The organism is Legionella qingyii, from assembly GCF_003184185.1.
In genome coordinates this window covers 61,511-84,598 of record NZ_QHJG01000010.1, presented here as the reverse complement: position 1 = coordinate 84,598, position 23,088 = coordinate 61,511, and the positions used below count along the sequence as shown (strand labels likewise).

Below are 23,088 nucleotides of genomic sequence, written 5' to 3'. Positions count from 1 at the left end.
ATGAAAATTTACGAGTCTCATCTGGTTAAGGTATTGTCTGAAATTCGAGAAAAAGAACATTCAGGGTTATTACATTGCGGCCGTATAAGCCGGGCAGTTGGTCTTACTTTAGAAGCCAAAGGGTTTAATCAACCTGTTGGTGCACGTTGTTTTATTACTATTGATGAATCACGCACAATAGAAGCGGAAGTAGTTGGCTTTAGCCACGATCGAGTTTATTTGATGTCTATAGGGGCGATTCAGGGACTCGCCCCAGGAATGATCATTACGCCAACTGGACGCGTTGCACAGGTAGAAGTGGGGACTCAATTACTAGGGCGAGTTGTCAATGGATCTGGGGTTCTTATAGATGATGGTCCACCTCTTGAGATGAAGGATGCATATCCTTTAATTAGCCCAGCAGTTAATCCTTTAAAAAGGGCAGTCATAGATACACCTTTGGATGTAGGCATTCGTGCAATTAATGGATTACTTACTGTTGGGCGCGGACAGCGAATTGGATTGTTTGCGGGATCAGGGGTAGGAAAATCTGTTTTATTAGGAATGATGACTCGTTTTACCCAAGCGGACGTAGTTGTTGTTGGCTTGATTGGTGAGCGTGGCAGAGAGGTCAAAGAATTTATTGAATTGAATTTAGGTGAGGAAGGTTTAAAGCGCGCCATAATAGTGGCAGCTCCCGCAGATGAAAGCCCCCTAATGCGTTTGCATGGGGCTAAAGTAGCTACAAGTATTGCTGAGTATTTCCGCGATCAAGGTAAACATGTGCTACTGCTTATGGATTCATTAACACGTTTTGCACAAGCACAAAGAGAAATTGCTCTATCTATTGGTGAAGCACCAGCAACGAAAGGTTACCCTCCTTCGGTATTTGCGAAATTACCGAAACTTGTAGAACGGGCAGGTAATGGTGAACCAGGCAGCGGTTCGATCACTGCATTTTATACAGTTTTAACTGAAGGGGATGACTTGCAAGATCCGATTGCTGATGCAGCACGAGCTATTTTGGACGGGCATATTGTTCTAAACAGGTCTATTGCTGAAGAAGGACAATATCCTGCTATTGATTTAGAGGCATCGATAAGCCGAGTAATGCAAACTATAGTTCCTGAACAACAAATAAGTGATATGTTATTATTCAAAAAATATTTATCACTATATGAGAAAAACAAAGATTTCATTCTGCTCGGTGCATATGCTAAGGGAAGTGATCCTAATCTTGATAAAGCGATTCATGCTCGAGATAAAATTCGGGAATATATGGAGCAAGGTATCAACGAACGGTTCACCTATAAAGAAAGTGTGGCTATGTTATCCCAATTAGTATCATCTTTTGGAGCTAATTGATGAGTCAGCGATTGGAGCGTTTAAAACAACTTTTGCAGATCAAAAAGGAAGCGACATATGCCGCATATCAAGATCTTTTAAAAGCACAGGAACAATTCAAACATAATAAGTTAAAGCATGAGCAATTGGTGTCTTATCGACAGGATTATTTAAAACAAGTTGAGAAAATTGGTGAACAAGGTACTGTAGTTGCTCGACTACGTAATCGAATCGATTTTATTAGCCATTTGGACACAGCTTTAATACAATTGAATGCACATTTAGCTTATTTAGGGAAAGTAAGGTCTAAGGCCGAACTAAATTACAAACAGGCAAAGATTTCTGAAGAAGGGGTCAACCAATTGGTTGACCGGGTTAATAAGAGTGAACAACTCAAACTCCAGCGCATCGAACAAAAAGAAAATGATGAGTATGCGCAAAAGCAATGGTATAGTAAAAAAATCAATGAGTAATCGAACACTAAGCGTGAGCAAAGTAGTAAAAAGAATTTGGATGCTTTTAGCCATCCTGATTATTTTTATGGCTGTTTTATCCAGCATCTTCCGATCTTTGACACCCTGGGCGAAAGAATATAAGGGGGAGGTTGAACATCATCTCTCAATTCTTATAGGGCAACCCGTAACTATACAAGCGATGGAAACAGGATGGTATTGGTTCCAACCAGTGCTTAAATTAAATCAGGTTACTTTAGGTAATGATTCTGAGCATGCATTTCGTATCAATAAATTGTTAGTCGGTATTAACCTCTTTAAATCGTTATGGAATTGGCAGATCCAACCCGGGGTCCTCTATATTGATGACATGCATTTAAATTTGAGAGAGAAGGATCATCACTGGACTATTGATGGTGTTGCAACCGACTCGCTGAATAGCAGCGATATGACTCCCGAGAAAACCAAGCAGATTTTGATTTGGCTATCGCAACAAGAACACTTAATTATTAAGCAGGTTTCAGCATATTTCCATTTTAGTGATGGAGGATTGATTCCTGTTAATGGTTTAAATGTTTCGGTTATTAATCGGGGTGGGCATTATAAATTTAAGGGCGAAGCGCGGCTTGCACAAACCAGTAGTACTAATTTTCAGCTGCTAGGCGATGGATATTTTGATCCGGATCATTTTGAGGATATCGAAGGAAAGTTTTATTTTTCAGCCAAAAATGTTGTACCTGCTCAATGGCAAAGTTTATTTCCTAAAGCAACAGAACATTTGGAAGGTGGTAAGGGTTATATTAATTTATGGCTTGATGTGCATCATGGGGCGATTTCTTCAATACAAGCGCAGGTAACATTTAAGCGACTGGCTTGGAGACTATTGAACAATCAGCAGAGTCAGCTTATTCAATCATTCTTTGCCAATCTCTCTTGGAAGCCCGACAATTTGGGGTGGCAGTTTCAAGCCGATCCGATTAAATTGCGGGTGGGTGGTGTGACATGGCCTGAGAACAAATTATTGCTTAAATACAATAGAGAACAACAAAGTTACCAATTATTTGTAAAATCAATCATTATTGAATCGCTGTTTTCTAATGCGATTAACTGGCCCAAAAGCATCCAAAATATATTGAGCATGAAGCCTCAAGGAATCTTGCAAGATACCCAGATTCTTGTCGCCTTAAATACGAATGTTTCAGTTATTCCCCCAATCCCTGTTTTTAACACCTTTACTGTGAATGAACAATTAACATCACAATCCTCGTCATCTCTTGGCGCATCTCAGAATGCCAATGACACATTACACATAAGAGGAAATGATTTTTCCATAAATGACTATTCAATAAATTATGTTTTAACACGTTTTGAGCAATTAGGGTGGAATGCCAAGGACAATATTCCTCAAGTAAAAAATTTTTCAGGTGTCATAAATTGGCAGCCGGAACAAGGACGTTTAGAACTTGACTCTGAAAATACCTCAATAAAAGTTAAAGGTTATCCAGAACAAACATTAACCTTAATTAATGGAGCTTTTGATTGGAAAGAGTTAAGTGATGGTTTGCGAATAAGTATGGAACGACTTGTCATAAACCAGCCCGAACTCACATTAAGTATGCAAGGAGCAATCGATCAGGCGACTCGACAATCTGTAGGTAATATTCGTCTAGGCGCTGAGTTTTCTGGAAAAAATTGGCAGCAATGGGTTGCGTTTTTACCTAAAAAGCACATGAAACCCAAATTATATCTTTGGCTTAAGAATGACTTAAAACGTATCGCAGTCGCGAGTGGAAGAGTAAGAGTGAATGGTTTGGCAAAAGATTTCCCCTTTGATAACAATACAGGCGAGTTCACTGTAGAAAGTTATGCAAGCGGGGGAGAGCTTGCAATTAATTCCAAATGGCCGGTTGTAAAGGAGATTGATGGATATATTCATCTAAAAAATCGTAATCTGAATATTGATATAGTCCATGCTAATTTCCAGGGTGTACCTGCAAAGCAATTGTTTTTGCGCATTAATGACATAGGAAAAAATAAAGAGAGTTTATTGGTGACAGGGAAAATTGATGCATCAGTACAAAAAATGATGAATTATGTTATGGCGTCTCCGTTAAGGAAAAAGCTATCGCTTTTAAAAATGTTGTCTGTCAAGGGCTCAGCTTTACTTGATTTGAGTGTACAGGTGCCTCTATATCCAGAAAATGATGAAGTGCTTGCTAAAGGGAATGTGACCTTTAAAAATAATACGATCACAGTCAATCATGAATTAGGTCAATTTGCTGTACGAAATGTATCAGGTGGGTTGATGTTTAATGAAACAGGGATAATCGATAGTTACCTGTTTGCCAGTATCTTGGGACATCCAATGAATATCAAAATTCAATCAGTTAAAGTACCCAGGCCTGCTACAACGATCGCAATTGATGGAAAATGTACGGTTGATTCCTTGAAAAACCAATTTAAATTACCGTTTCTTTCTGTAGTTGATGGTTCATTCGATATGAACACGGTATTGAGGTTAAGTGATAAACCCTCTGAAGCAGACAGCATCAGTTTTAATAGTTCTTTAGAAGGATTGGATGTTAATTTGCCGGAGCCTTTAGGTAAAAAATCGGATACCAAGGCCCCTCTGGCATTAAATCTTGAGCTCAATGCGAAAAAATTAATGCGTTTACGAGGAAATTACGACAATCGTTTAAGTGCAGATCTGCTGTTTAAAAACGCGAAAGAAGCATATGCTTTTGATTCAGGACAAGTACGATTAGGTAGCGCCAATGCTGTAAATCAAAAATTACCTGGACTATCTATTGTTGGTGTTTTAAAAGGATTTGATCTACAAGAATGGAAGGATGTATATAATCAATTTTCTTCACCAAAAGCAGGAACATCCTTATTAAACAATCTGCGCATTATCAATGTAACTGTAGATAAATTGAGCCTTTTGAAGCAGCAATTTAATAAAATGATAGTCAAAGCAAAAATATTGCCTAGTAAAGATTGGTCTTTTAATTTACAGCAGAAAAACATTGCGGCGGATTTAATCTATCGAACACCTGCAAATGAATTAAGTGGTCATATCTACCATTTAAATTTAGATAAGATTGATTCAGTAGGAGAGGAACTTACTGAGGCTAACCAGGTGCATCCAAACCAAATACCGAATCTTAATTTACGAGTTGATAATTTGTCTGTAGGAAAAGTGCAAGTGGGTGATGTAACTTTAAAAAGCCAATCCACTGCTGGAAAATGGAAAATGGACTATTGCCAGATCACATCTCCAGTATATCAGTTTAATGTTCAGGGAGAATGGATTGAGAAAGAGAATCTAAATCAAACTAATCTTGATGTAAAACTGAATATCACAAATTTGGCTAAAACTTTGGAGCGTTGGCATATAACCCCAACGGTACATGCAAAAAAGGGATATATGGAATTTCATGGTGGTTGGAATAAAAGTTTGTATCAATTCTCTCTTGCTTCGTTGAAAGGATCGATGTATTTACAACTTAAAAATGGAAGAATTACGCATCTCAGTAAGGAGACTGAAGAAAAGTTAGGTCTCGGTAAATTATTAAGTATCCTAAGTTTGCAAACCATTCCACGCCGCTTACAATTAGATTTTAGTGATTTGGCACATCAAGGATATAGTTTCGATATTTTTCAAGGAAACTTCCTAGTGAATAAGGGAATTATGGGTACTCAAGACAGTTATCTTGATGGTCCTGTTGCTTATGCAAGCATGAAAGGAGATCTTGATTTAGTCAAACATACTTATGATCTGAACTTGAAAATATCCCCACATATAACTGCAAGTTTGCCTGTTGTTGCGACTATTGCTGGTGGTCCTGTAGCGGGTGTCGCAGCCTGGGTTGCAAATAAAATTATTAACCAAAGTATGCAAAAAATTTCTGCATACAGTTACAAAATTTCAGGACCTTGGAACGAACCTGTTGTTCAACAACTCGATATTATTAAGAAAATAATGAGAAAGGAAGAATCCTAATCTGAGGGATTTAGCTTAAATGTTACATCTTATATTTGATCGTTATTGGGATATTTGTTTATTAAAGGACAGCCCGGAAAACACACCTTACTCCATCTCCCGGATGGTATTAAGTAGTATTTTGTTGATTTTACTTATGACGATTGAATGGGATTATTCTTATTTCAATTCTTCTGAAGATCTAATCAATAATGCATTCATTTCAATATGCTTGGTTATTTCTTATATTATTTATACTTACCTGACTTTGTATTTTAAGGGATTGACTTCGCGATTGGTGCAAACGGTCACCTCGTTATACTGTATCAATATTATTATTCATATATTGGTGGTTCCTTTGATGATTCTTGCTCCTTATCTGTCTGCTCTTAATTTAAGAAATCCTTTATTAATATTTGTTGGTGTTCTTTATTTATTTTTCAGTTTAGGATTATCTGTTTGGCAGTTTGTTATCATAGCACATATATATAAGTTCGCTTTAAACACAACAGCGATTCAATCCGTCTTAGCTGCATTTGGTTTAATAGCGGTTAATGTTTTAACTGTTTCTTTATTAGAATGAAATTAGGATTATCATGCATTTACATATTTTAGGTATAAGCGGAACTTTTATGAGCGCTCTGGCTTTACTCGCGCGTGATGCAGGACATAAGGTTACTGGAAGTGATGCTAATTGTTATCCTCCAGTGAGCGATTTGCTTGCAGCAAAAGGAATAATCTGGACTGAAGGGTATGATGATACTACTTTAGCGTTGCAAGCAGATCTGGTCATTGTGGGTAATGCGATGAAAAGAGGAATGCCTGTACTTGAAGCAGTCATCGAATCAGGTAAGCAATATACTTCTGGACCACAATGGCTTGCTGAAAATATTTTATCCAAATATCAAGTAATCGCTGTTTCTGGTACGCATGGCAAAACGACGACTACTTCAATGATTGCCTGGATTCTACATCAAGCAGGATTTAATCCTGGGTTTTTAATTGGCGGTGTCTCTTCTGATTTCAAGACGAGTGCTTGTCTTGGTTCGGGTAAATGGTTTGTAATTGAAGCAGATGAATATGATAGTGCGTTTTTTGATAAACGCCCTAAGTTCATGCATTATCGTCCAAGAATTGCTATTTTAAACAATCTGGAATTTGATCATGCGGATATTTATCCTGATTTAGCAGCGATTCAATTGCAATTTCATTATCTGATGAGAACTATCCCAGCGAGCGGTGTCGCAATTAAACCACGAGATGATAAAGCATTGAATGAAGTGATTGCACGTGGCCAATATTCACGAATCGAAGAGTTGGCTTTGGATGGAGATGCTCAATGGTCAGCCCAATTGATTGAGGAAAATGGTTCTGCATTTAAAGTATTACATCATGGAAAGGAAGTAGCCGAAGTCAAATGGCCATTAATTGGGCGTTTTAATGTGGAAAATGGTTTAGCAGCTCTTGCTGCTAGTGTAAATGCTGGAGTTGAGCCAAAAGTTGCAGCGAAAGCTTTAGAACGTTTTACACCAGTTAAACGTCGATTAGAGGTTCGGTCAAATAAACATGATATAACTGTTTATGATGATTTTGCACATCATCCTACAGCCATTATGCGAACGGTTGATGCTTTAAAACAAAGTAATAGACATCAACGTATTTTTGCAGTGTTAGAGTTTGCTTCGTATACCATGCGCACTGGTGTTCACGCGGATGAAATGGCACATGCTTTGAAACCAGTTCATGGAGCGTATGTTTTAGAACCACACGATTTTAACTTGCATGAAACAGTAAGTAACTGGACTTGTCCTTATAAGATCTGTAAAAACCATGATGAAATTATTAAAGAAGTAACCGATACAGTGCAAGCAGGAGATGCAGTTTTGGTTATGAGTAACCGAGGTTTTAATGGGATTCATCAACAGTTAATCAATTCGATAGACGAGCGGTTTTCAAGATAATCTAGTAGTCTGAGCGCAGGGTAGTGGGATCCGGAAGCGATAATACTGTATTCTCCGATTCCACTGTGCTGTACTCGGGCTTCATTCTTAGTTTATAACTCCTTCTTCATATCTAACTTGCTGAGTTATCCTAGAACTTATTGGGCATAAAAAAACTAGAAAAAAGACGTTTAATTCTTTTTATGTTCAATTAGTTAAATTAATAGTTGCAATATTTTTTATAGGTTGCTATAAAAAATGAAGGCGTTTACATTTTTGGACAATGACGCGTTGCAGTTATTGCGGGTCAAAATTTGCAGGAGGGACGCAATGACAAAGTTTGCCGAATTTCAGCAAAAAGCGAAAAGACTAGCAACGTGTTTAGCGCGATCTTATGGACACCATGTGGGATGTTTGAATTTTTTCTCCTTATTCATTCCTAATCATGTTGCCATCGATGATGCGGATACAATAAGTATGCTGGCTCACAGTTTAGATGAGACATATGAGTTAATCCAATATGTTAAAGTTGTTAAGAGAGATCCTACGCTAACTCTAGATGATTTTAATGAATTTAGAAGACAGGTTCTTATTGGAATTTATTTGGTTAAGTGGTTCCAATACAGTTCTTCAGTAAGTAATTATCTTTATCAATCTTTGATTGATTTATTTCGTAGTCATTTAGAAGTCCAATCTCTTGAAGAAATGGACAAGGATTTTTTTAATTCATGTTTGAGCGAGTTCAGTTACTATTGCACATTTGTATTTGAACGACGCGAAGAAGAAACATACAGTGAGCTAAATAAGCGATTAGGAGCAACAATTCAAAAGGACATTCATGAAGCAAAATATTTTTCGTCTAGCAAGAATTCTTCATCTGTATACGGACTTTATAGGGGAATTATGAATTCTTTGGGAATGAGTATGTATTAAGGAGGATGTATGACTTTTATTCCGCCAACGTTTGCAAAATTTAGAGTCAATACGCTGAACCTAGAAACAAAATATTCCACTATATTAGGCAGATATACTGTAGTGGATGGCCAGGTTAATGATGGAGCATCTGCACTACAACAGTCTAGTCTTGATGTATTAATTGCTAGAACAAATGAAGTAATTAAATGTAAATCAGATCGAACCCCTCAGATTGAGGTGTTTAATCAATTGGTTAATGAATTACGTCAAATTCCAAAAGAAAATAAAAAAGATACAGAGCAGGGGGCTTTGTTTTTATTAGGAGCATTAATTCATCGTTATTTTCGATTAATTAAGGAATATGATAATTTTAATTACTATGCATCTTGGACTATATGGGGCAAATGTAATGTAACGGATTGTAAGTTATTCCAAGCGATAAGAAGAGCATTGAAATTTAAAGAATTAGACTCAGACTTGATAAAAAAGACATTTAGAGCAGATGATTTAAAAACTCTTGATGTTGTAACTATTGTCAAAGCATTAGAAGTCTTTCGTAACAACATGCTGCTTGAAGATAAAGAGAAAGTTCCTCGCTTCATGAAATACCCCCATTTTGCTGAAGATAGAAATTTCAAATCATACTTACAAGATATTATCGATGAGCATACGCGACGAGGTTCAGCTATCCTAAATCGGTTTACAGCAATTGAATTTGTTAAAACTCTAGCAGAGCAAATTGAAAATGAACGGCAACAGCTTGAAAAAGATATAGAGAAATGGTGTAAAGGGGTGGCAAAAGATTATAAAGATTTTAACGTCTTTAAAAATTTAGACGAAGAGGCAATTAATGTAAGTCTTATTAAATATGTTGAGTCAGACACATCAAGAAATATAATTTTTAGTTTATTTTATACTCCATTAATTCAAGAGAATCTTGAGACCACGGACCACAGTTCTTTTTTAACAAAAATGAAAGCCTGTTATGATTCTACGTGCAGCTATATGCTTTTTGGTGGTTATGTATTGTTATTACAGCAATCCAAGATGCTCGATACAGATCTGCTATTTACCCTCCAACAAGCTTTGGGTTTGGAAAAAAGTCTGGATGAATTGACTAAAGAGGACATGCTCGATGGGGTGAAGTTTCTCAAACAATTCCTCGAAACAGAGCCTGGTGCTGTTTTGGATTGCACATTTTTTAATGGAAAAGATAAGATGCTTACTGCCATCGCGAGAGCAGAGAAAGAGTTAACCATACAAGATGCACCGAAAAAAGAGGGAAGTTTAGTCCTCACTCATTGATTGTTACTGAACAGTAGCATGGGCAGTACAGCGGAACATTGATAAAGAAGTTGATTCATGCTCAGAACCAACTTTCGCTGTGCTGTACATGGCTACATTTTATGGTTTCGTTTTTAAAAAATCATTTTCTTGCTGGTTGTAATCAAGATCAAAACGAAACAAATTGTTGAATCCATTATCAAAGCTCTAATGAAAACGGATTAAAATTGGTTTTCACATCGAAGTGATCAACATTATCTTTTCTTTTTAAATAATTTGAAACTTGATATGTAATCGGCAATGCACATATTTCATACAGTACTTTGAATAAATACATCGTTTCAATAATTTGCCAAATGCCTGCGTAGGGGATTATGAACAAAAAGGCAATATGAGTAAAAAGTAGTGTATCGATACCAACGCCGATCATCGTGCTTGTAATCGCGCGCAGCCAAAGCCGCTCTCCAGATGTCAGCACTTTGAGTTTGGCTAAAATAATTGAATTGGCAAATTCACCAAAGAAGTAACTAATGACGGAAGCTGTGAAAACCCTTAATGTTCCTTGATATATTGTTGCATAAGCTTCTTGATGAGGCCAGTAGGGTGATGGAGTCAGATAAATGGTAAGCCAGGTACCCAAAAATACAATAGTATTCGCAAGTAATGCCATCCAAATGATCCGTCTACTTACTTTAAATCCATATACTTCAGTCAAAATATTATCAAAGACATAGGTTAAAGGGAAAAAAATTAAACCAGCAGCAAAATTGATGGAACCAAATGCAGCTATTTTAAAAGCAGCTAAGTTCGATAAGATTAAAAAAGTTGTAAACAATATACCTACACTAATGACACTGGATTTGTTTGCGGATGTTTGTTTGGGAAATCTTTTAATTAAATCCATATTATTGGTTTGTTCGGCAGAATATAAAGCCGCAATATGCACTACATCTTCATGCGAAAAATTATCCAGCCATTTTTTTTGATACAGTTCACTTATTGGCTTATCAAAATTTGCCGCCTTACCAGTAACTTGGACTTTAACGTAAATTTGAGCGGTATTTTGATAATTCTCATCAACTGAAATAATCCGATATGCATTAGAAATAATTTTACCTGCTGGTGTTTGATGCAGTTGTTTTATTCGATGAAATAATTTATTGATCATAGTTTTTATATTGAGAAATGATAAGGTCTGACGCCCTTATTATGCCTAAAAATAAAACAAAAGTCAGTGCGTTTGTGCCTGAGAACCTTATTGGTCAAAGCGTTCAAGTGGAACCTCTTACTTTAAGTCATTATGAGAGTTTGCGTCATCCAGCTAATGATGCAAACGATTAGACCAGATAGGAGCGGATCGTTAGAATGTTTTGTGGTTTGTGGGCATTGTAGCCTGGGTGCAGTGCACCCAGGTCAAATATTAGATTAATGACTCGTAAACTTCATCTCTCCATCTTTATAAGTCACCTTGATTGTTTCTCCTGACTTAAATTTTCCTGTCAGTATATTTTGAGCTAGAGGATTTTCCAGCTGTTGTTGAATAGTGCGTTTTAAAGGTCTTGCACCATATACTGGGTCAAAGCCTGCTTCTGCCAAGTGTGATAAAGCTTCTTGAGTTACATCAAGATGGATATCTTGTTGATTCAAGCGCTTTTGCAAGTAGCCAATTTGGATCGATGCAATTTTTGCAATTTGATCTTGAGCAAGGGCGTGGAAGACCACTGTATCATCAATCCGGTTAATGAATTCAGGACGAAAGTGTTGACGTACCATTTCCATAACAGCATCTTTAACTTGGTCGTATTTAAATTTGTTGCCCATTTCTTGAATCAGATTGGATCCAAGATTTGAAGTCATGACGATAATGGTATTACGAAAATCAACGGTACGTCCCTGGCCATCAGTCAAGCGCCCATCATCCATAACTTGCAAAAGTATATTAAACACATCCGTATGCGCTTTTTCTACTTCATCAAGTAAAATTACGGAGTAGGGTCTGCGACGGACTGCTTCTGTCAAATATCCGCCTTCTTCATAACCTACGTACCCAGGGGGGGCACCAATCAGACGGGCAACAGAATGTTTTTCCATAAATTCAGACATATCAATGCGTACCATTGCTTCTTCAGTATCAAAGAGAAAAGAGGCCAAGGCCTTACATAATTCCGTTTTACCCACACCCGTAGGACCGAGAAATAAAAACGAACCTATAGGACGGTTAGGGTCTGATAAACCGGCACGTGAACGACGAATGGCATTGGATACAGCATTTATTGCTTCATTTTGACCTATAAGTCGATGATGGAGCACATCTTCCATTTGGAGTAATTTTTCTTTTTCACCTTCCATCATTTTCGCTACAGGTATGCCGGTCCACTTCGATACGACCTCTGCTACCTCATCCTCAGTCACTTTGTTACGGACTAATTTGTTCTCATGCGACTCTACTTCGGCTACTTGAGCTAAGCGCTTTTCAAGTTCTGGAATGCGTCCGTATTGTAATTCAGACATTCGACTCAAATCACCAGCTCGACGTGCAGTTTCCATTTCAAGTTTTGCTTGTTCAAGCGCTTCTTTAATTTGAGTAGCTCCGTGCATTGTTGCTTTTTCTGCCTTCCATACTTCTTCTAAATCAGAATAGCTTTTTTCTAATTCGTCAATTGTATGTTGTAGATCGTCAAGTCGTTTTTTAGAGGCCTCATCATGCTCTTTTTTGAGTGCTTCACGTTCGATTTTTAATTGAATCAAACGTCGCTCTAATTTATCCATGCTCTCAGGTTTTGAATCTATTTCCATACGAATCAAACTTCCTGCTTCATCAATTAAGTCAATTGCTTTATCAGGCAGTTGTCTGTCTGTAATATAGCGGTGTGATAGAGTAGCTGCTGCGACTATAGCCGGATCCGTAATTTCAACCCCATGATGTACTTCATAACGTTCCTTTAAACCACGCAGAATAGCAATAGTGTCTTCCACACTGGGTTCATCAACCAGAACTTTTTGGAAGCGTCGCTCCAAAGCGGCATCTTTTTCAATATATTGTCGATATTCATCTAAAGTGGTTGCACCGATGCAATGGAGTTCACCGCGTGCTAAAGCTGGCTTTAGCATGTTTCCTGCATCCATTGCACCTTCTGCTTTTCCGGCACCAACCATAGTATGAAGTTCGTCAATAAAGAGAATAATTTGACCTTCTTGTTTTGCTAAATCATTCAGAACTGCTTTAAGGCGCTCTTCAAACTCACCGCGGTATTTTGCCCCTGCAATCAATGCCCCCATATCTAAAGAAAGCAATCGCTTATTTTTTAAACCTTCAGGAACTTCACCATTAATGATGCGTTGTGCCAGTCCTTCAACAATCGCAGTTTTACCTACACCGGGCTCACCAATCAAAACGGGGTTGTTTTTTGTACGTCTTTGCAACACCTGAACAGTTCTACGAATTTCATCATCGCGTCCTATCACCGGATCTAATTTACCTTGTTCTGCTCGGGCGGTTAAATCAAGGGTATATTTTTCCAGGGCTTGGCGCTGTTCTTCGGCATTAGCGTCATTAATGCTTTCTCCACCTCGCAACTCAATAATTGCATTTTCAATTGCTTTGGCTTCGCCGCCAGCTTGCTTAAGCATGCGAGAAAGACTGCCTTCTTCGCTTATTGCCGCTAAAACAAAAAGTTCACTGGAAATAAAATTATCCTTTTTTTGCTGTGCCAGCTTATCTGTAAGATTTAATAAACGATTTAATCCGTTGGAAATATGGATATCACCACCCATACCAGAGACTTTAGGAAGTTTATCTAATGCTTGATCTAAGAGAGTCCTTAATAAAGGGATATTGACTCCGGCTTTACTCAACAGGGGTCTGCAGCTGCCTCCTTGTTGATCCAAAAGGGCTTTCATTAAGTGCTCTGGTTCGATAAAGCCATTATCTCTCCCTAAAGCGAGAGATTGGGCATCTGCCAGGGCAATTTGAAACTTTGATGTAAGCTTATCCATTCTCATGATATATAACCTTCTAATGGGTTAATGGGTGTGTTAATTTTCTTGTATCTACCGTAAAATGGGGATTATTTTAATTATTTCAAGTGATGATTATGACAAACAACCATTCCCCTAACTCTACTTCGGATTCTCAAGCTTTGCTGAATCAAATCATTATTGATTATATGAAAGAAGCAAAAAGGAAGCGGAGATGGAAGTGGTTTATGCGTGTTATTTATTTACTTATCATTGCTTACGTTGTATATCAAGTATCAATGAGTACTAATGAAGACATAGGCACTAATACTAAGCCTCATGTTGGTATAGTCGATATTACTGGAGAAATGGCTGAAGCGAAAGCCAATGCCGATGATTTCGCCAAGGGATTAGATTCAGCTTATAAAAACTCTGGATTAAAGGCTGTAATTGTACGTATTAATAGTCCTGGCGGTAGTCCTGTCCAGGCTGAATACATGTATAACATGATAAAGTTTTATCAAAAAAAATATCCTGATATAAAAATTTATGCTGTTTGTGTCGATGCATGTGCTTCCGCTGCTTATTACGTTGCTGTTGCTGCAGAAAATATTTATGCCAGCCCGGCAAGTATGGTTGGCTCTATAGGTGTTTTGTATAATGGTTTTGGCTTTGTTGATTTAATTAACAAAGTTGGCATTACACGAAGATTACAAACTTCTGGTGTAAATAAGTCATTTTTGGATCCTTTTAGTCCTGAAACAGATTTTGCGAAGCAAAAACTACAGGCCATGCTAGATCAGGTTCATGAGCAATTTATTAATCGAGTAAAAGAAGGTCGCGGAGATCGTTTACATATTGATAATGATACATTCTCTGGACTTTTTTGGACTGGGCAACAAGCTTTAGCAATGGGGTTAATTGATGGTTTTGCGAGCAGTGGGCAGCTAGCGCGTGAAATAATTAAGATTTCTGATGTTATTGATTATACCCATAAGCAAAATCTTTTTGATCGAGTGACCAAAAATCTAGGCACTGCTCTGGCTGATGAGCTTCCTTTAAGTTTTGGAGTGAAGCAGGGGTTTAAATAAGGAGTAATCTTGATATCTCGTAGCCCGGGTTCTGCTACGCTTCACCCAGGCTACGAAGTATGTACGCTTCGATTTATTTCAAAACAGGAGAAATGGTTTGTAATAATGATTTAAACACTTTAGGTGTTCCAGCAACAATGTCTCCATGTTTGAGGAAATCATCGCCACCTTGTAGATCGCTAATCAAGCCACCCGCTTCTCTAATTAATAAAGATCCCGCTGCAATATCCCAGGGCCGTAAACCAAACTCCCAAAATCCATCAAGGCGTCCGCTAGCAACATAGGCCAAATCAAGTGCAGCAGATCCAGTTCTTCTGACTCCGGCACACTTGCCAAATAATGCTTCAAATGTCGGTAAGTATCTTTGTGCTACGTTGATGTCACGAGATGGGAAACCTGTTCCTAAAAGGGAGAACATCAGTTGAGTTTGTTTGGAAACACGTATTCTTCGATCATTCAAACGTGCCCCACGTCCTCGGCTTGCAGCAAAACATTCATGCCGTAATGGATCATAAATAACGCCATGCTCTATTCTTCCTTTAACTTTCACTGCTATTGAAACGGAAAAGAAGGGGAAGCCATGTAGATAGTTAGATGTTCCATCTAATGGATCAATAATCCAGATCGACTCGTTATCACCGTCTTGAACACCGCTTTCTTCAGCGAGGATTCCATGGTCTGGATACGCTTTATGAATTGTATGAATGATAGCTTGTTCTGCTTTGATGTCTACTTCGCTAAAATATTCATGGTTATTTTTAGCAGTAATTTTGAGACGATCCACTTGCTCCATGTGTCGAATTATAATATCACCGGCTTGTCGTGCTGCGCTAATTGCTATATTTAAAAGTGGTTCCATGAATATACTCTTTAATCTACAAAACCGGTGATTCTATCATATTTTTTTTGCGCAAATAGAGTTAATTATGAAAAAAGCAAAAATCGTAAAAAAGTAAGTTCGATGATATGATATAGAGATCTCAATGCATTAATAAAAGTTTGTATATGAAGTTAAGTTCAATTCGCATTATTCTATTGGCTACATCTCATCCAGGTAATATAGGCTCGACAGCCAGGGCAATGAAAACTATGGGATTAAATTCATTATATCTGGTTAAGCCCAAATCGTTCCCCGATTATAAAGCAAAAGAAATGGCCGCTGGGGCCGATGATCTTTTGGAGAGTGCTATAGTTACTGAGACTTTAGACGAAGCATTAATTGGTTGTCAGCTAATTTTAGGGACTAGTGCGAGACCTAGAGGACTATCGTTACCTGGCTTACTTCCTGCATCTTGTGCCGATTTGGTAAGTAAGCAAGCAGAAGATACACAAATTGCAATAGTCTTTGGACGAGAACATGCGGGCCTTACTAATGAAGAGCTCCTAAAATGTCATTATCATATTCATATTCCAAGCAATCCTGAATATAGTTCGCTGAACCTGGCACAAGCAGTACAGATTGTTGCTTATGAGTTGCGAATGAAGATATTGGCCCCGAAAGCCGAAGTAGCATTACGCCAGGATGAATATGCTACAGCGGATGAAATTGAACAATTTTATGAGCATTTAAGGGATGTTTTTATTGAGATTCAATTTTTAAAAGCGTCAAATCCTCGTCGTTTAATGCAACGAGTACGAAGATTATTCAATCGCGTCAATTTGGAAAAAATGGAAGTTAATTTATTACGTGGTATGTTGAGTCAGGTACAGAAATCTCTCGAATGGGCAAGCAAAAGGGGTGGGAGTGAGCGAGATAATTAAAATACCAATCTATTTTGATTATATGGCAACAACACCGGTTGATCCGCGTGTAGTGGAGCACATGATCCGTTATTTAGGACCTGATGGGGATTACGGTAATCCTTCTTCAGTAACTCATGAATACGGTCGAGTCGCATCTCTTGCAGTAGAGCATGCACGCTTACAAATTGCGGATTCGATCCATGCGTCGACACAAGATATCGTATTTACTTCAGGTGCTACTGAAGCGAATAATTTGGCAATTATAGGTGCAGCTCACTTTTATAAGAATAAAGGGAAGCATTTGATTACCATGAGTACCGAACATAAGGCAGTACTCGATAGTTTTAGCCGCTTGGAAAAAGACGGATTCGAAATAACGTATCTACCACCAGAAGCAAATGGTTTACTCGATGTTGAAAAACTGAACCAAGCTTTAAGACCTGATACTATTTTGGTATCCATCATGCATGTGAACAACGAAATTGGTGTAGTCCAAGACATTGAGGCTATTGGGACTTTATTACGTAATAAAGGAATTATTTTTCATGTTGACGCAGCGCAAAGTGCCGGAAAAATTCCCATTGATCTCACCCATCTTTCTGTAGATTTGATGGCGTTATCAGCACATAAAAATTATGGCCCCAAAGGTGTAGGTGCACTTTATGTGAGACATAAACCACGCATTCGTCTGCAGCCGCAAAGTTTTGGCGGCGGGCATGAAGGGGGGTTGCGCTCAGGAACTTTGGCTACACATCAAATTGTAGGTATGGGAGAGGCATTCGCATTAGCCGAACGCTTACGAGATGAAGAGCAAGCACGACTTTTAAAGTATCGCCAGCGAATATGGAACGGCATTAAACATTTGCCAGGCATTCAGATTAATGGGGATGAACAAAAGCGAATCGCTGGTAATCTGAATATAAGTTTTTCCGGTTTGGATGGGGATTCTTTACTGCTGGCATTAAGTGATTTAGCTGTCTCTACTACGTCAGCCTGTAGTTCCGCCAGTATCCAACCTTCGTATGTATTGAGGTCTTTAGGATTAAGTGATGAGTTAGCACAAAGCACGATTCGATTGTCTCTTGGGCGCTTTACTAAGGAAGCAGAAGTGGAGCATGCGATAAACGTTATTTGTACGCAAGTAACCCGGCTGCATGAAATGTCACCATCATGATGTATAATAAAATTGTACGAGATTGTTTTTTTTCACCGAAACATGTCGGTGTTGTCGATTTAAATGATCATTTTGCTGTTGTTGTTAAAAACAACCAAAAAGGTCAGGGAGTTATTGAACTCTACATGCAGTGCAATCCAGATGATACAATTGTACGAGCTTGTTTTAAAACCAATGGTAATCCTTATGTAATTGCTAGTCTGGAATGGTTATGTAGACAGCTGGAAGGGAAGACCATAATGACTGCACCACAAATTGATTATCAGTCCATTGTGAACGAATTAAATATCCCTGTCGCTCAGTATCCTATAGCATTAAGGATTGTTGACGTTTATAAAGAAGTATTGCTTTTAATGAAGAAGATAAATCGAATCGAGAGGTAACAAATGAGTGTAGTAGTACATCATGTAGAAAGTACAGTGCCTGAAATCAGTTTTACTGAAGCAGCGATAAAGCACTTGGTGTCATATTTGCAGAAAAATTCTGAATATACTGGGATTCGTTTATCAGTTAAGAAAACTGGATGTTCGGGGTTATCTTATGTAGTTGATTATGTGCTCGCTCCTCAGGAAGGTGATTTGGTGCTTGCTTTGACTGAACACTACAGCGTATGCATTGATAAATCCAGTTATCCTTTTCTAAAAAATATGAGTGTTGATTATGTAAAGCAGGGATTAAATTATAAGTTTGTTTTCAATAATCCCAATCAAACAGGGCAATGTGGATGTGGAGAAAGTTTTACAGTAGATTAGAGTCTGTTGAGATTTCATTTAATTCCGCATTTTTAATGCTGCCTTTACTGGATTGCGTGCATAAAGCGCGAAACCTAGCCTAATGAGGCAATTGTCAACAGAGCCTAGAATAAAAAGCCTGGGTGCAACAAAGTGCATCCGGGATGACTGAAATTATTCAGTTAATTATTGGAAAAACGAAAACTGGGTTGATGTTCTTTAAGTTGTTTCCTGCTCAATTCTTTTTTATTTGAAAAAAAACTTAACAATCGATTAAATTCATTTTTGATTGGCTCATCAAAAATTAGCTCATCATCGGTACCCAAAACCACAGGCTCGCTGAGATCCTGATAAATTAATGTCGCTGGATGAGGTTCCTTTTCGAGATGCCAATTCAATTTACTGTGACAGCTGGGACATACTTCTATAGGTACTCCAAGTTTGTTAATACGTTCTTTTTGTTCCTGGGTAAGAAAAATACAATGACCTAAGCGTACTTTGCCATGCAATAGATTCTTGTCTTCACAAGGTTGTAGAGAGTTCCACTGTTCTAATGCAGTTAAAATTGCGCTAAATACGCCAAACTAAAACTTCCATTGAGGTGACAATGCAAGTCACTTGTATGTTTTTTTGTCATACTTGTCCTTGAAAATCAAATACCTCAGTTTATTGGAATAATTCAAAAACAAAAAGAAAATTATAATTTTTAAAAAAGAAGATATGCGAATTTTCTGATTATTTTACGCTAACAGGCAAGAAATAGCTGAGATACACTAATTAATTAATAAAATCACCTTGTCCATTTAACTTGTAAAGTGGTAAAATTTTTTTTCTTAATATTTCCTTAAGAAATGAATATCATTAAAACAATATTTACACTCTTTGAGATGTTTGGTACTATATAGTCCATAGTGTTCGGTGAGTGTATGTACTGGGCATAATTTTATTTAATTAATTTGTACTAGGAGACTTAAATGAGCACAGAAACAATGGTGCAAAGCAGCGAAGCACTTACTCATCAAGTAATTCATGCAGTTAAGGGTTATTTAAACAGTGTTAGCAATAAAGATTCTAACTTAAATTTATATCAATTAATCGTTGAAGAGGTTGAAGCGCCGTTATTTCGTACTGTTATGGAATTAACTCGTTACAACCAATCAAAAGCTGCGCGTGTTCTTGGTGTAAGCCGTGGTACTTTGCGTACTAAATTAAAGCGTTATTTCGATGATGAATTTATTGGGACTCGTGACTTCTAATTGATTAAAGCAATCTATCTTCACTGTTTTTTTCATATTAAATTTTCCAATATAGTAGTCTTTGACTAGGCACTCTGCTACCATTGATAACAGAGTTGGTCAGACAATCGCTCTTTGTTTTACAAAGGGAGGAAAGTCCGGGCTCCAAAGGGTAGAGTGCCAGGTAACGCCTGGGAGGTGTGAACCTACGGAAAGTGCCACAGAAAATATACCGCCTCTTTGAGGTAAGGGTGAAATGGTGCGGTAAGAGCGCACCGCGCGTCTGGTAACAGACGTGGCAGGGAAAACCCCACTCGGAGCAAGACCAAATAGGAGTCCATTTGGCTGAAAAGCCATGACGTGTGACCCGCACGGGACTCGGGTAGGTCGCTTGAGGCATGCGGTGACGCATGCCCCAGATGAATGATTGTCCATGACAGAACCCGGCTTATCGACCGACTCTTTTTACTTTATTACGCGCTCGATGATTGATCCCCATATCCGTTAAATTTCAATAATTTTTAAAGTCAGACTTGGGTGTTGACCCATGTCCCACAAAGTTTTGTTCTTAAAAAATGTTTTCAGACAGCAAAAAAGTATGATTATCCCTTTTAACCAGGCTGATAGATCGAAATTTATGTAGATCACCGGCCTTATATCGAATTTCTCAAATAAAATCCTCAATTTTGCTTTTAATGTATATTTAACTTTCAATTAAACCAATCGGTATACAAAAAACAATCCAAATCGGTTATAATATGATCACAATGATTTTAAATTGCCAAGCTTATATGAAAATTCCGCAGATTCCTTTCATTTATACCAACCCCACTGAAATATCTTCTAAACAGGAGCTCCTAGAGCAAATTGTCGAGTTTTCTGAAATAGGGTTTAATGAAAAACTCAAGAAACGAATTGAATCAAATAAAGCTAAAATTCAGTTATACATGACATTTGATACCTCTGAATACAGCAAGAGTTATTTGGCTTTCCTAAATTCTATGATTCGGGTCTTGTCATTAGAAGAAAAAGATATTGATACAGTGCCTATTCGAGGAAAACGTGCGGATCATAATTTTAAGTCAAAACAACCAGCCACTAAGAATGATTATAAGTTAATTGAAGAAATTCCCGCTGACTCGACTCTCCGTTTGAACGTTATCAAACGACTGGGTGCATTTAGAGAAAAGTTAGAGTCTATTCGAAATCAACAACTGCTCCTCCAAGCTAAGTCTTTAGTAAAATCAGCAACGGATGAATTGGTTGAAAATCAGCAAAATTTGGAATCAATACAAAACCGGTACCTTGAGTTGCTTAAAAAATCAGATTATTCACAAGCATTATTTGAAGAGTTTGATCGGAACTTCAATAATTGGTTTGGTGGCCAATATATTTCAAAATTTGAACAGAGTTTTGCTGAAAAAAAACGTATCATGGGTGAGATCATGAAGCAATGTGAAGCAAGCTCTGTTACAGCAGAGGAGATTCGGAAGGAGCAATCTGAGCTCGTTAAACAAAGAGAGAACTTTGAATCGATTAAGAAACAAGCGGAAGATTTAATGAGTTTAACGACTCAGTTTAAACAAATAAAAACTATTGAAGCCGAGGTCGCAAAAAAAGCTGAGGAGTTATTAGTATCTTCAGATGCTCCTAAACTTCAAGAGCTTATCAAATTTATTGCAGCTAAAGAAGAAGAAATAAAGCTTATAAAACAAAAGATTGATGGTACCTCAGAAATACATACAAAGACTCGTCAGGCTATTGGGGAAATTGAACAATCCATTCAGGAAAAAAAGAAACAAGCTGAATCTTTGCAGAGAGAGTTAGAGGACGCTCGAAATCAAGAACTGGTTCTCCAAGCTAAGTCTTTAGTAAAATCAGCAACCGATGATTTGGTTGCAAATCAGAAAAACTTGGAGTTAATGCAAAACCATTATCGTACGCTTTTAAATTCAAATCAATCGCCAAAATCATTTGAGGAATTTGATCGGAATTTTAATCCTTTGTTTAGTAATGTACTTTCGTTCGAAGAAGAGAGGTTTAATGATAAAAATCTCATTATGGATGGAGTCCTGGAGGGGGGCAAAGAAACCTCTGTTGAAAAAAAGATTAGGGGCGAACAATCCAAACTTAACGAGCTTAAAGTAAACTTTAAGTCAATTATGGAGCAAGCAAAAGATTTAAGGAGCTTAAGGACAATGCTTGAAGAAATAAAAACTCTTGAAAACGAGGTCACACAGAAAGCAATACCTTCAGATGATCATGGGCTTCGAGAGTTCATCCGATTTGTTGAAGAACAGAAAAGCAAACTACATAAGTACAAAAAAGAGATTCATGGCACTTCAGATATGCATAAACAAACAGTTCAGGCTATTGATAGGCTCGAAGAGGCCTTTCAGCAAAAAAAGGAAAAAGTCGAAATTGGTTTACAGCAAATTAAAACGAAAAGCAGTGAAGCTCAACCTAAAATAGAAAGCTCCTCAGGCAAAGATTCCAGTGACGAAGAGTCACAGGATGCATCGAGTAATCTCGGCGGTGAAGCGCAGAAAAATGATGGAGCAAATCTTCTAGGCCAAGGTTCTCATAAAGAAAAAGAGAAAAGAAATGAAGAAGCAGCACTCACAGAAGAAAAGAAAAAGAGATTGAAAAATAGACTGGAAGAAGCAATCTCATTAATACAAACATATAAAAAGACACTAGAAGCCGAGGAAAAAACATGTTCTTTTCTATTTTTCTATAAATCACGAAATCATGCGAAGTCTGACTATTGCATTTCATTAGAAAGTAAACTCAAATTTGAAATTACAACGATTGATCAAATTAAAACGATTGATGATCTCTGCAGCATACACGATATTATTAATAAGGCGCATAATAGCGTAATCGCAACCAAGAACAATGTCGCTAAAATGGAAATTACTAAAGGGGGTAGTTACTTTGGTACAAGTCGCATGCTCAGTTTACAGCGACTATTGGATATCGATGAAGCCTGGAAGAATGGACGCTCCAAGTTCTTTGGAGATGATTTTCATGGGCTCAAAACCTCCGGTGTCGTTGGTGAGAAAGCACAAAAGGCCATAAAGGAATTCTATCTGGCAATAGATGATAATGATGTAGAATTTCAGGATCTAAAAAATAGAACGTTCCCTACCGAAGTCACTACCAATAAACGACTAAACGAGTTGAAGTAAAATCGATTTAAGGTTGTAGCTTGGTTGTAACGAAGCGAAACCTGGGTTTTCTTGGCAAAGAGTTTCCCGG

At 37.7% G+C, this 23,088-nt stretch carries 19 protein-coding genes and 1 other RNA gene; 16 read left to right on the top strand and 4 right to left on the bottom strand.

All coding sequences use genetic code 11. The features are described from left to right. The 7 genes from fliI (at position 1) to DGG96_RS07770 (ending at position 9,917) form a co-directional block, all read left to right on the top strand. The gene (fliI, locus tag DGG96_RS07800; protein ID WP_110142174.1) at positions 1 to 1,344 is read left to right on the top strand and encodes a flagellar protein export ATPase FliI; all 1,344 of its coding nucleotides are present in this window, start codon (positions 1 to 3) and stop codon (positions 1,342 to 1,344) included. After that, complete coding sequence (fliJ, locus tag DGG96_RS07795; RefSeq protein ID WP_058467987.1) at positions 1,344 to 1,796, top strand: flagellar export protein FliJ; 453 nt, start codon at positions 1,344 to 1,346, stop codon at positions 1,794 to 1,796. The genes fliI and fliJ overlap by 1 nt, the downstream gene beginning before the upstream one ends. Next, complete coding sequence (locus DGG96_RS07790) at positions 1,789 to 5,778, top strand: YhdP family protein (RefSeq protein WP_110142214.1); 3,990 nt, start codon at positions 1,789 to 1,791, stop codon at positions 5,776 to 5,778. Before fliJ ends, DGG96_RS07790 begins: the two co-directional genes overlap by 8 nt. A 19-nt stretch (positions 5,779 to 5,797) precedes the next feature. Continuing rightward, complete coding sequence (locus DGG96_RS07785; protein WP_110142173.1) at positions 5,798 to 6,340, top strand: hypothetical protein; 543 nt, start codon at positions 5,798 to 5,800, stop codon at positions 6,338 to 6,340. Between the two features lie 13 nt (positions 6,341 to 6,353). Beyond that, positions 6,354 to 7,718, top strand: coding sequence for a UDP-N-acetylmuramate:L-alanyl-gamma-D-glutamyl-meso-diaminopimelate ligase (gene mpl, locus DGG96_RS07780; protein ID WP_165831589.1), 1,365 nt, complete (start codon positions 6,354 to 6,356; stop codon positions 7,716 to 7,718). Positions 7,719 to 8,027: 309 nt separating this feature from the next. Further along, positions 8,028 to 8,630 carry a hypothetical protein gene (locus DGG96_RS07775; RefSeq protein ID WP_110142171.1) on the top strand — a complete coding sequence of 201 codons (603 nt, stop codon included), beginning with the start codon at positions 8,028 to 8,030 and terminating at the stop codon, positions 8,628 to 8,630. A gap of 9 nt (positions 8,631 to 8,639) precedes the next feature. Beyond that, positions 8,640 to 9,917 (top strand): hypothetical protein, encoded by a 1,278-nt coding sequence (locus tag DGG96_RS07770; RefSeq protein ID WP_110142170.1) that lies wholly within the window; start codon positions 8,640 to 8,642, stop codon positions 9,915 to 9,917. Between the two features lie 178 nt (positions 9,918 to 10,095). On the opposite strand, the gene DGG96_RS07765 is transcribed toward DGG96_RS07770, so the two are convergent. Beyond that, a complete protein-coding gene (locus DGG96_RS07765; RefSeq protein WP_110142169.1) occupies positions 10,096 to 11,064 on the bottom strand; it encodes a queuosine precursor transporter in 969 nt (322 codons plus the stop codon). Between the two features lie 17 nt (positions 11,065 to 11,081). Between DGG96_RS07765 and DGG96_RS21035 the strand changes: the two genes are divergently transcribed. Continuing rightward, positions 11,082 to 11,237 carry a hypothetical protein gene (locus DGG96_RS21035; protein WP_199739225.1) on the top strand — a complete coding sequence of 52 codons (156 nt, stop codon included), beginning with the start codon at positions 11,082 to 11,084 and terminating at the stop codon, positions 11,235 to 11,237. Positions 11,238 to 11,321: 84 nt separating this feature from the next. Here DGG96_RS21035 and clpB read toward each other — a convergent pair whose 3' ends face one another. Continuing rightward, complete coding sequence (clpB, locus tag DGG96_RS07755) at positions 11,322 to 13,898, bottom strand: ATP-dependent chaperone ClpB (RefSeq protein WP_110142168.1); 2,577 nt, start codon at positions 13,896 to 13,898, stop codon at positions 11,322 to 11,324. Positions 13,899 to 13,990: 92 nt separating this feature from the next. On the opposite strand from clpB, the gene DGG96_RS07750 reads away from it, so the two are divergent. Then, the gene (locus tag DGG96_RS07750) at positions 13,991 to 14,944 is read left to right on the top strand and encodes a S49 family peptidase (protein WP_110142167.1); all 954 of its coding nucleotides are present in this window, start codon (positions 13,991 to 13,993) and stop codon (positions 14,942 to 14,944) included. Between the two features lie 73 nt (positions 14,945 to 15,017). Here DGG96_RS07750 and DGG96_RS07745 read toward each other — a convergent pair whose 3' ends face one another. Beyond that, positions 15,018 to 15,803: an inositol monophosphatase family protein gene (locus DGG96_RS07745; RefSeq protein WP_110142166.1), complete on the bottom strand. Its 786-nt coding sequence runs from the start codon at positions 15,801 to 15,803 to the stop codon at positions 15,018 to 15,020. A 146-nt stretch (positions 15,804 to 15,949) separates the two neighbouring features. Here DGG96_RS07745 and trmJ point away from each other — a divergent pair, with 146 nt between their 5' ends. The 4 genes from trmJ to DGG96_RS07725 are packed head-to-tail and all read left to right on the top strand — an operon-like array spanning position 15,950 to position 18,613. Further along, positions 15,950 to 16,705, top strand: a complete 756-nt coding sequence (gene trmJ, locus DGG96_RS07740) for a tRNA (cytosine(32)/uridine(32)-2'-O)-methyltransferase TrmJ (protein ID WP_110142165.1) — start codon at positions 15,950 to 15,952, stop codon at positions 16,703 to 16,705. Further along, a complete protein-coding gene (locus tag DGG96_RS07735; RefSeq protein ID WP_110142164.1) occupies positions 16,689 to 17,861 on the top strand; it encodes an IscS subfamily cysteine desulfurase in 1,173 nt (390 codons plus the stop codon). Before trmJ ends, DGG96_RS07735 begins: the two co-directional genes overlap by 17 nt. Continuing rightward, positions 17,858 to 18,244, top strand: a complete 387-nt coding sequence (locus DGG96_RS07730) for an iron-sulfur cluster assembly scaffold protein (protein WP_110142163.1) — start codon at positions 17,858 to 17,860, stop codon at positions 18,242 to 18,244. The genes DGG96_RS07735 and DGG96_RS07730 overlap by 4 nt, the downstream gene beginning before the upstream one ends. Positions 18,245 to 18,247: 3 nt before the next feature. Further along, complete coding sequence (locus DGG96_RS07725; RefSeq protein ID WP_110142162.1) at positions 18,248 to 18,613, top strand: HesB/IscA family protein; 366 nt, start codon at positions 18,248 to 18,250, stop codon at positions 18,611 to 18,613. 161 nt (positions 18,614 to 18,774) lie between these two features. On the opposite strand, the gene DGG96_RS07720 is transcribed toward DGG96_RS07725, so the two are convergent. After that, entirely contained in the window at positions 18,775 to 19,101 is a 327-nt protein-coding gene (locus DGG96_RS07720; RefSeq protein ID WP_158618873.1) for an amidohydrolase family protein, read from the bottom strand. A 465-nt stretch (positions 19,102 to 19,566) separates the two neighbouring features. On the opposite strand from DGG96_RS07720, the gene DGG96_RS07715 reads away from it, so the two are divergent. The 3 genes from DGG96_RS07715 (at position 19,567) to DGG96_RS07705 (ending at position 23,018) form a co-directional block, all read left to right on the top strand. Then, positions 19,567 to 19,848 carry a helix-turn-helix domain-containing protein gene (locus DGG96_RS07715; protein ID WP_058468001.1) on the top strand — a complete coding sequence of 94 codons (282 nt, stop codon included), beginning with the start codon at positions 19,567 to 19,569 and terminating at the stop codon, positions 19,846 to 19,848. Positions 19,849 to 19,939: 91 nt separating this feature from the next. After that, an RNA gene (rnpB, locus tag DGG96_RS07710) (RNase P RNA component class A) lies at positions 19,940 to 20,294 on the top strand. Positions 20,295 to 20,585: 291 nt separating this feature from the next. Next, positions 20,586 to 23,018 carry a hypothetical protein gene (locus tag DGG96_RS07705; RefSeq protein WP_126955510.1) on the top strand — a complete coding sequence of 811 codons (2,433 nt, stop codon included), beginning with the start codon at positions 20,586 to 20,588 and terminating at the stop codon, positions 23,016 to 23,018. Positions 23,019 to 23,088: the final 70 nt, after the last annotated feature.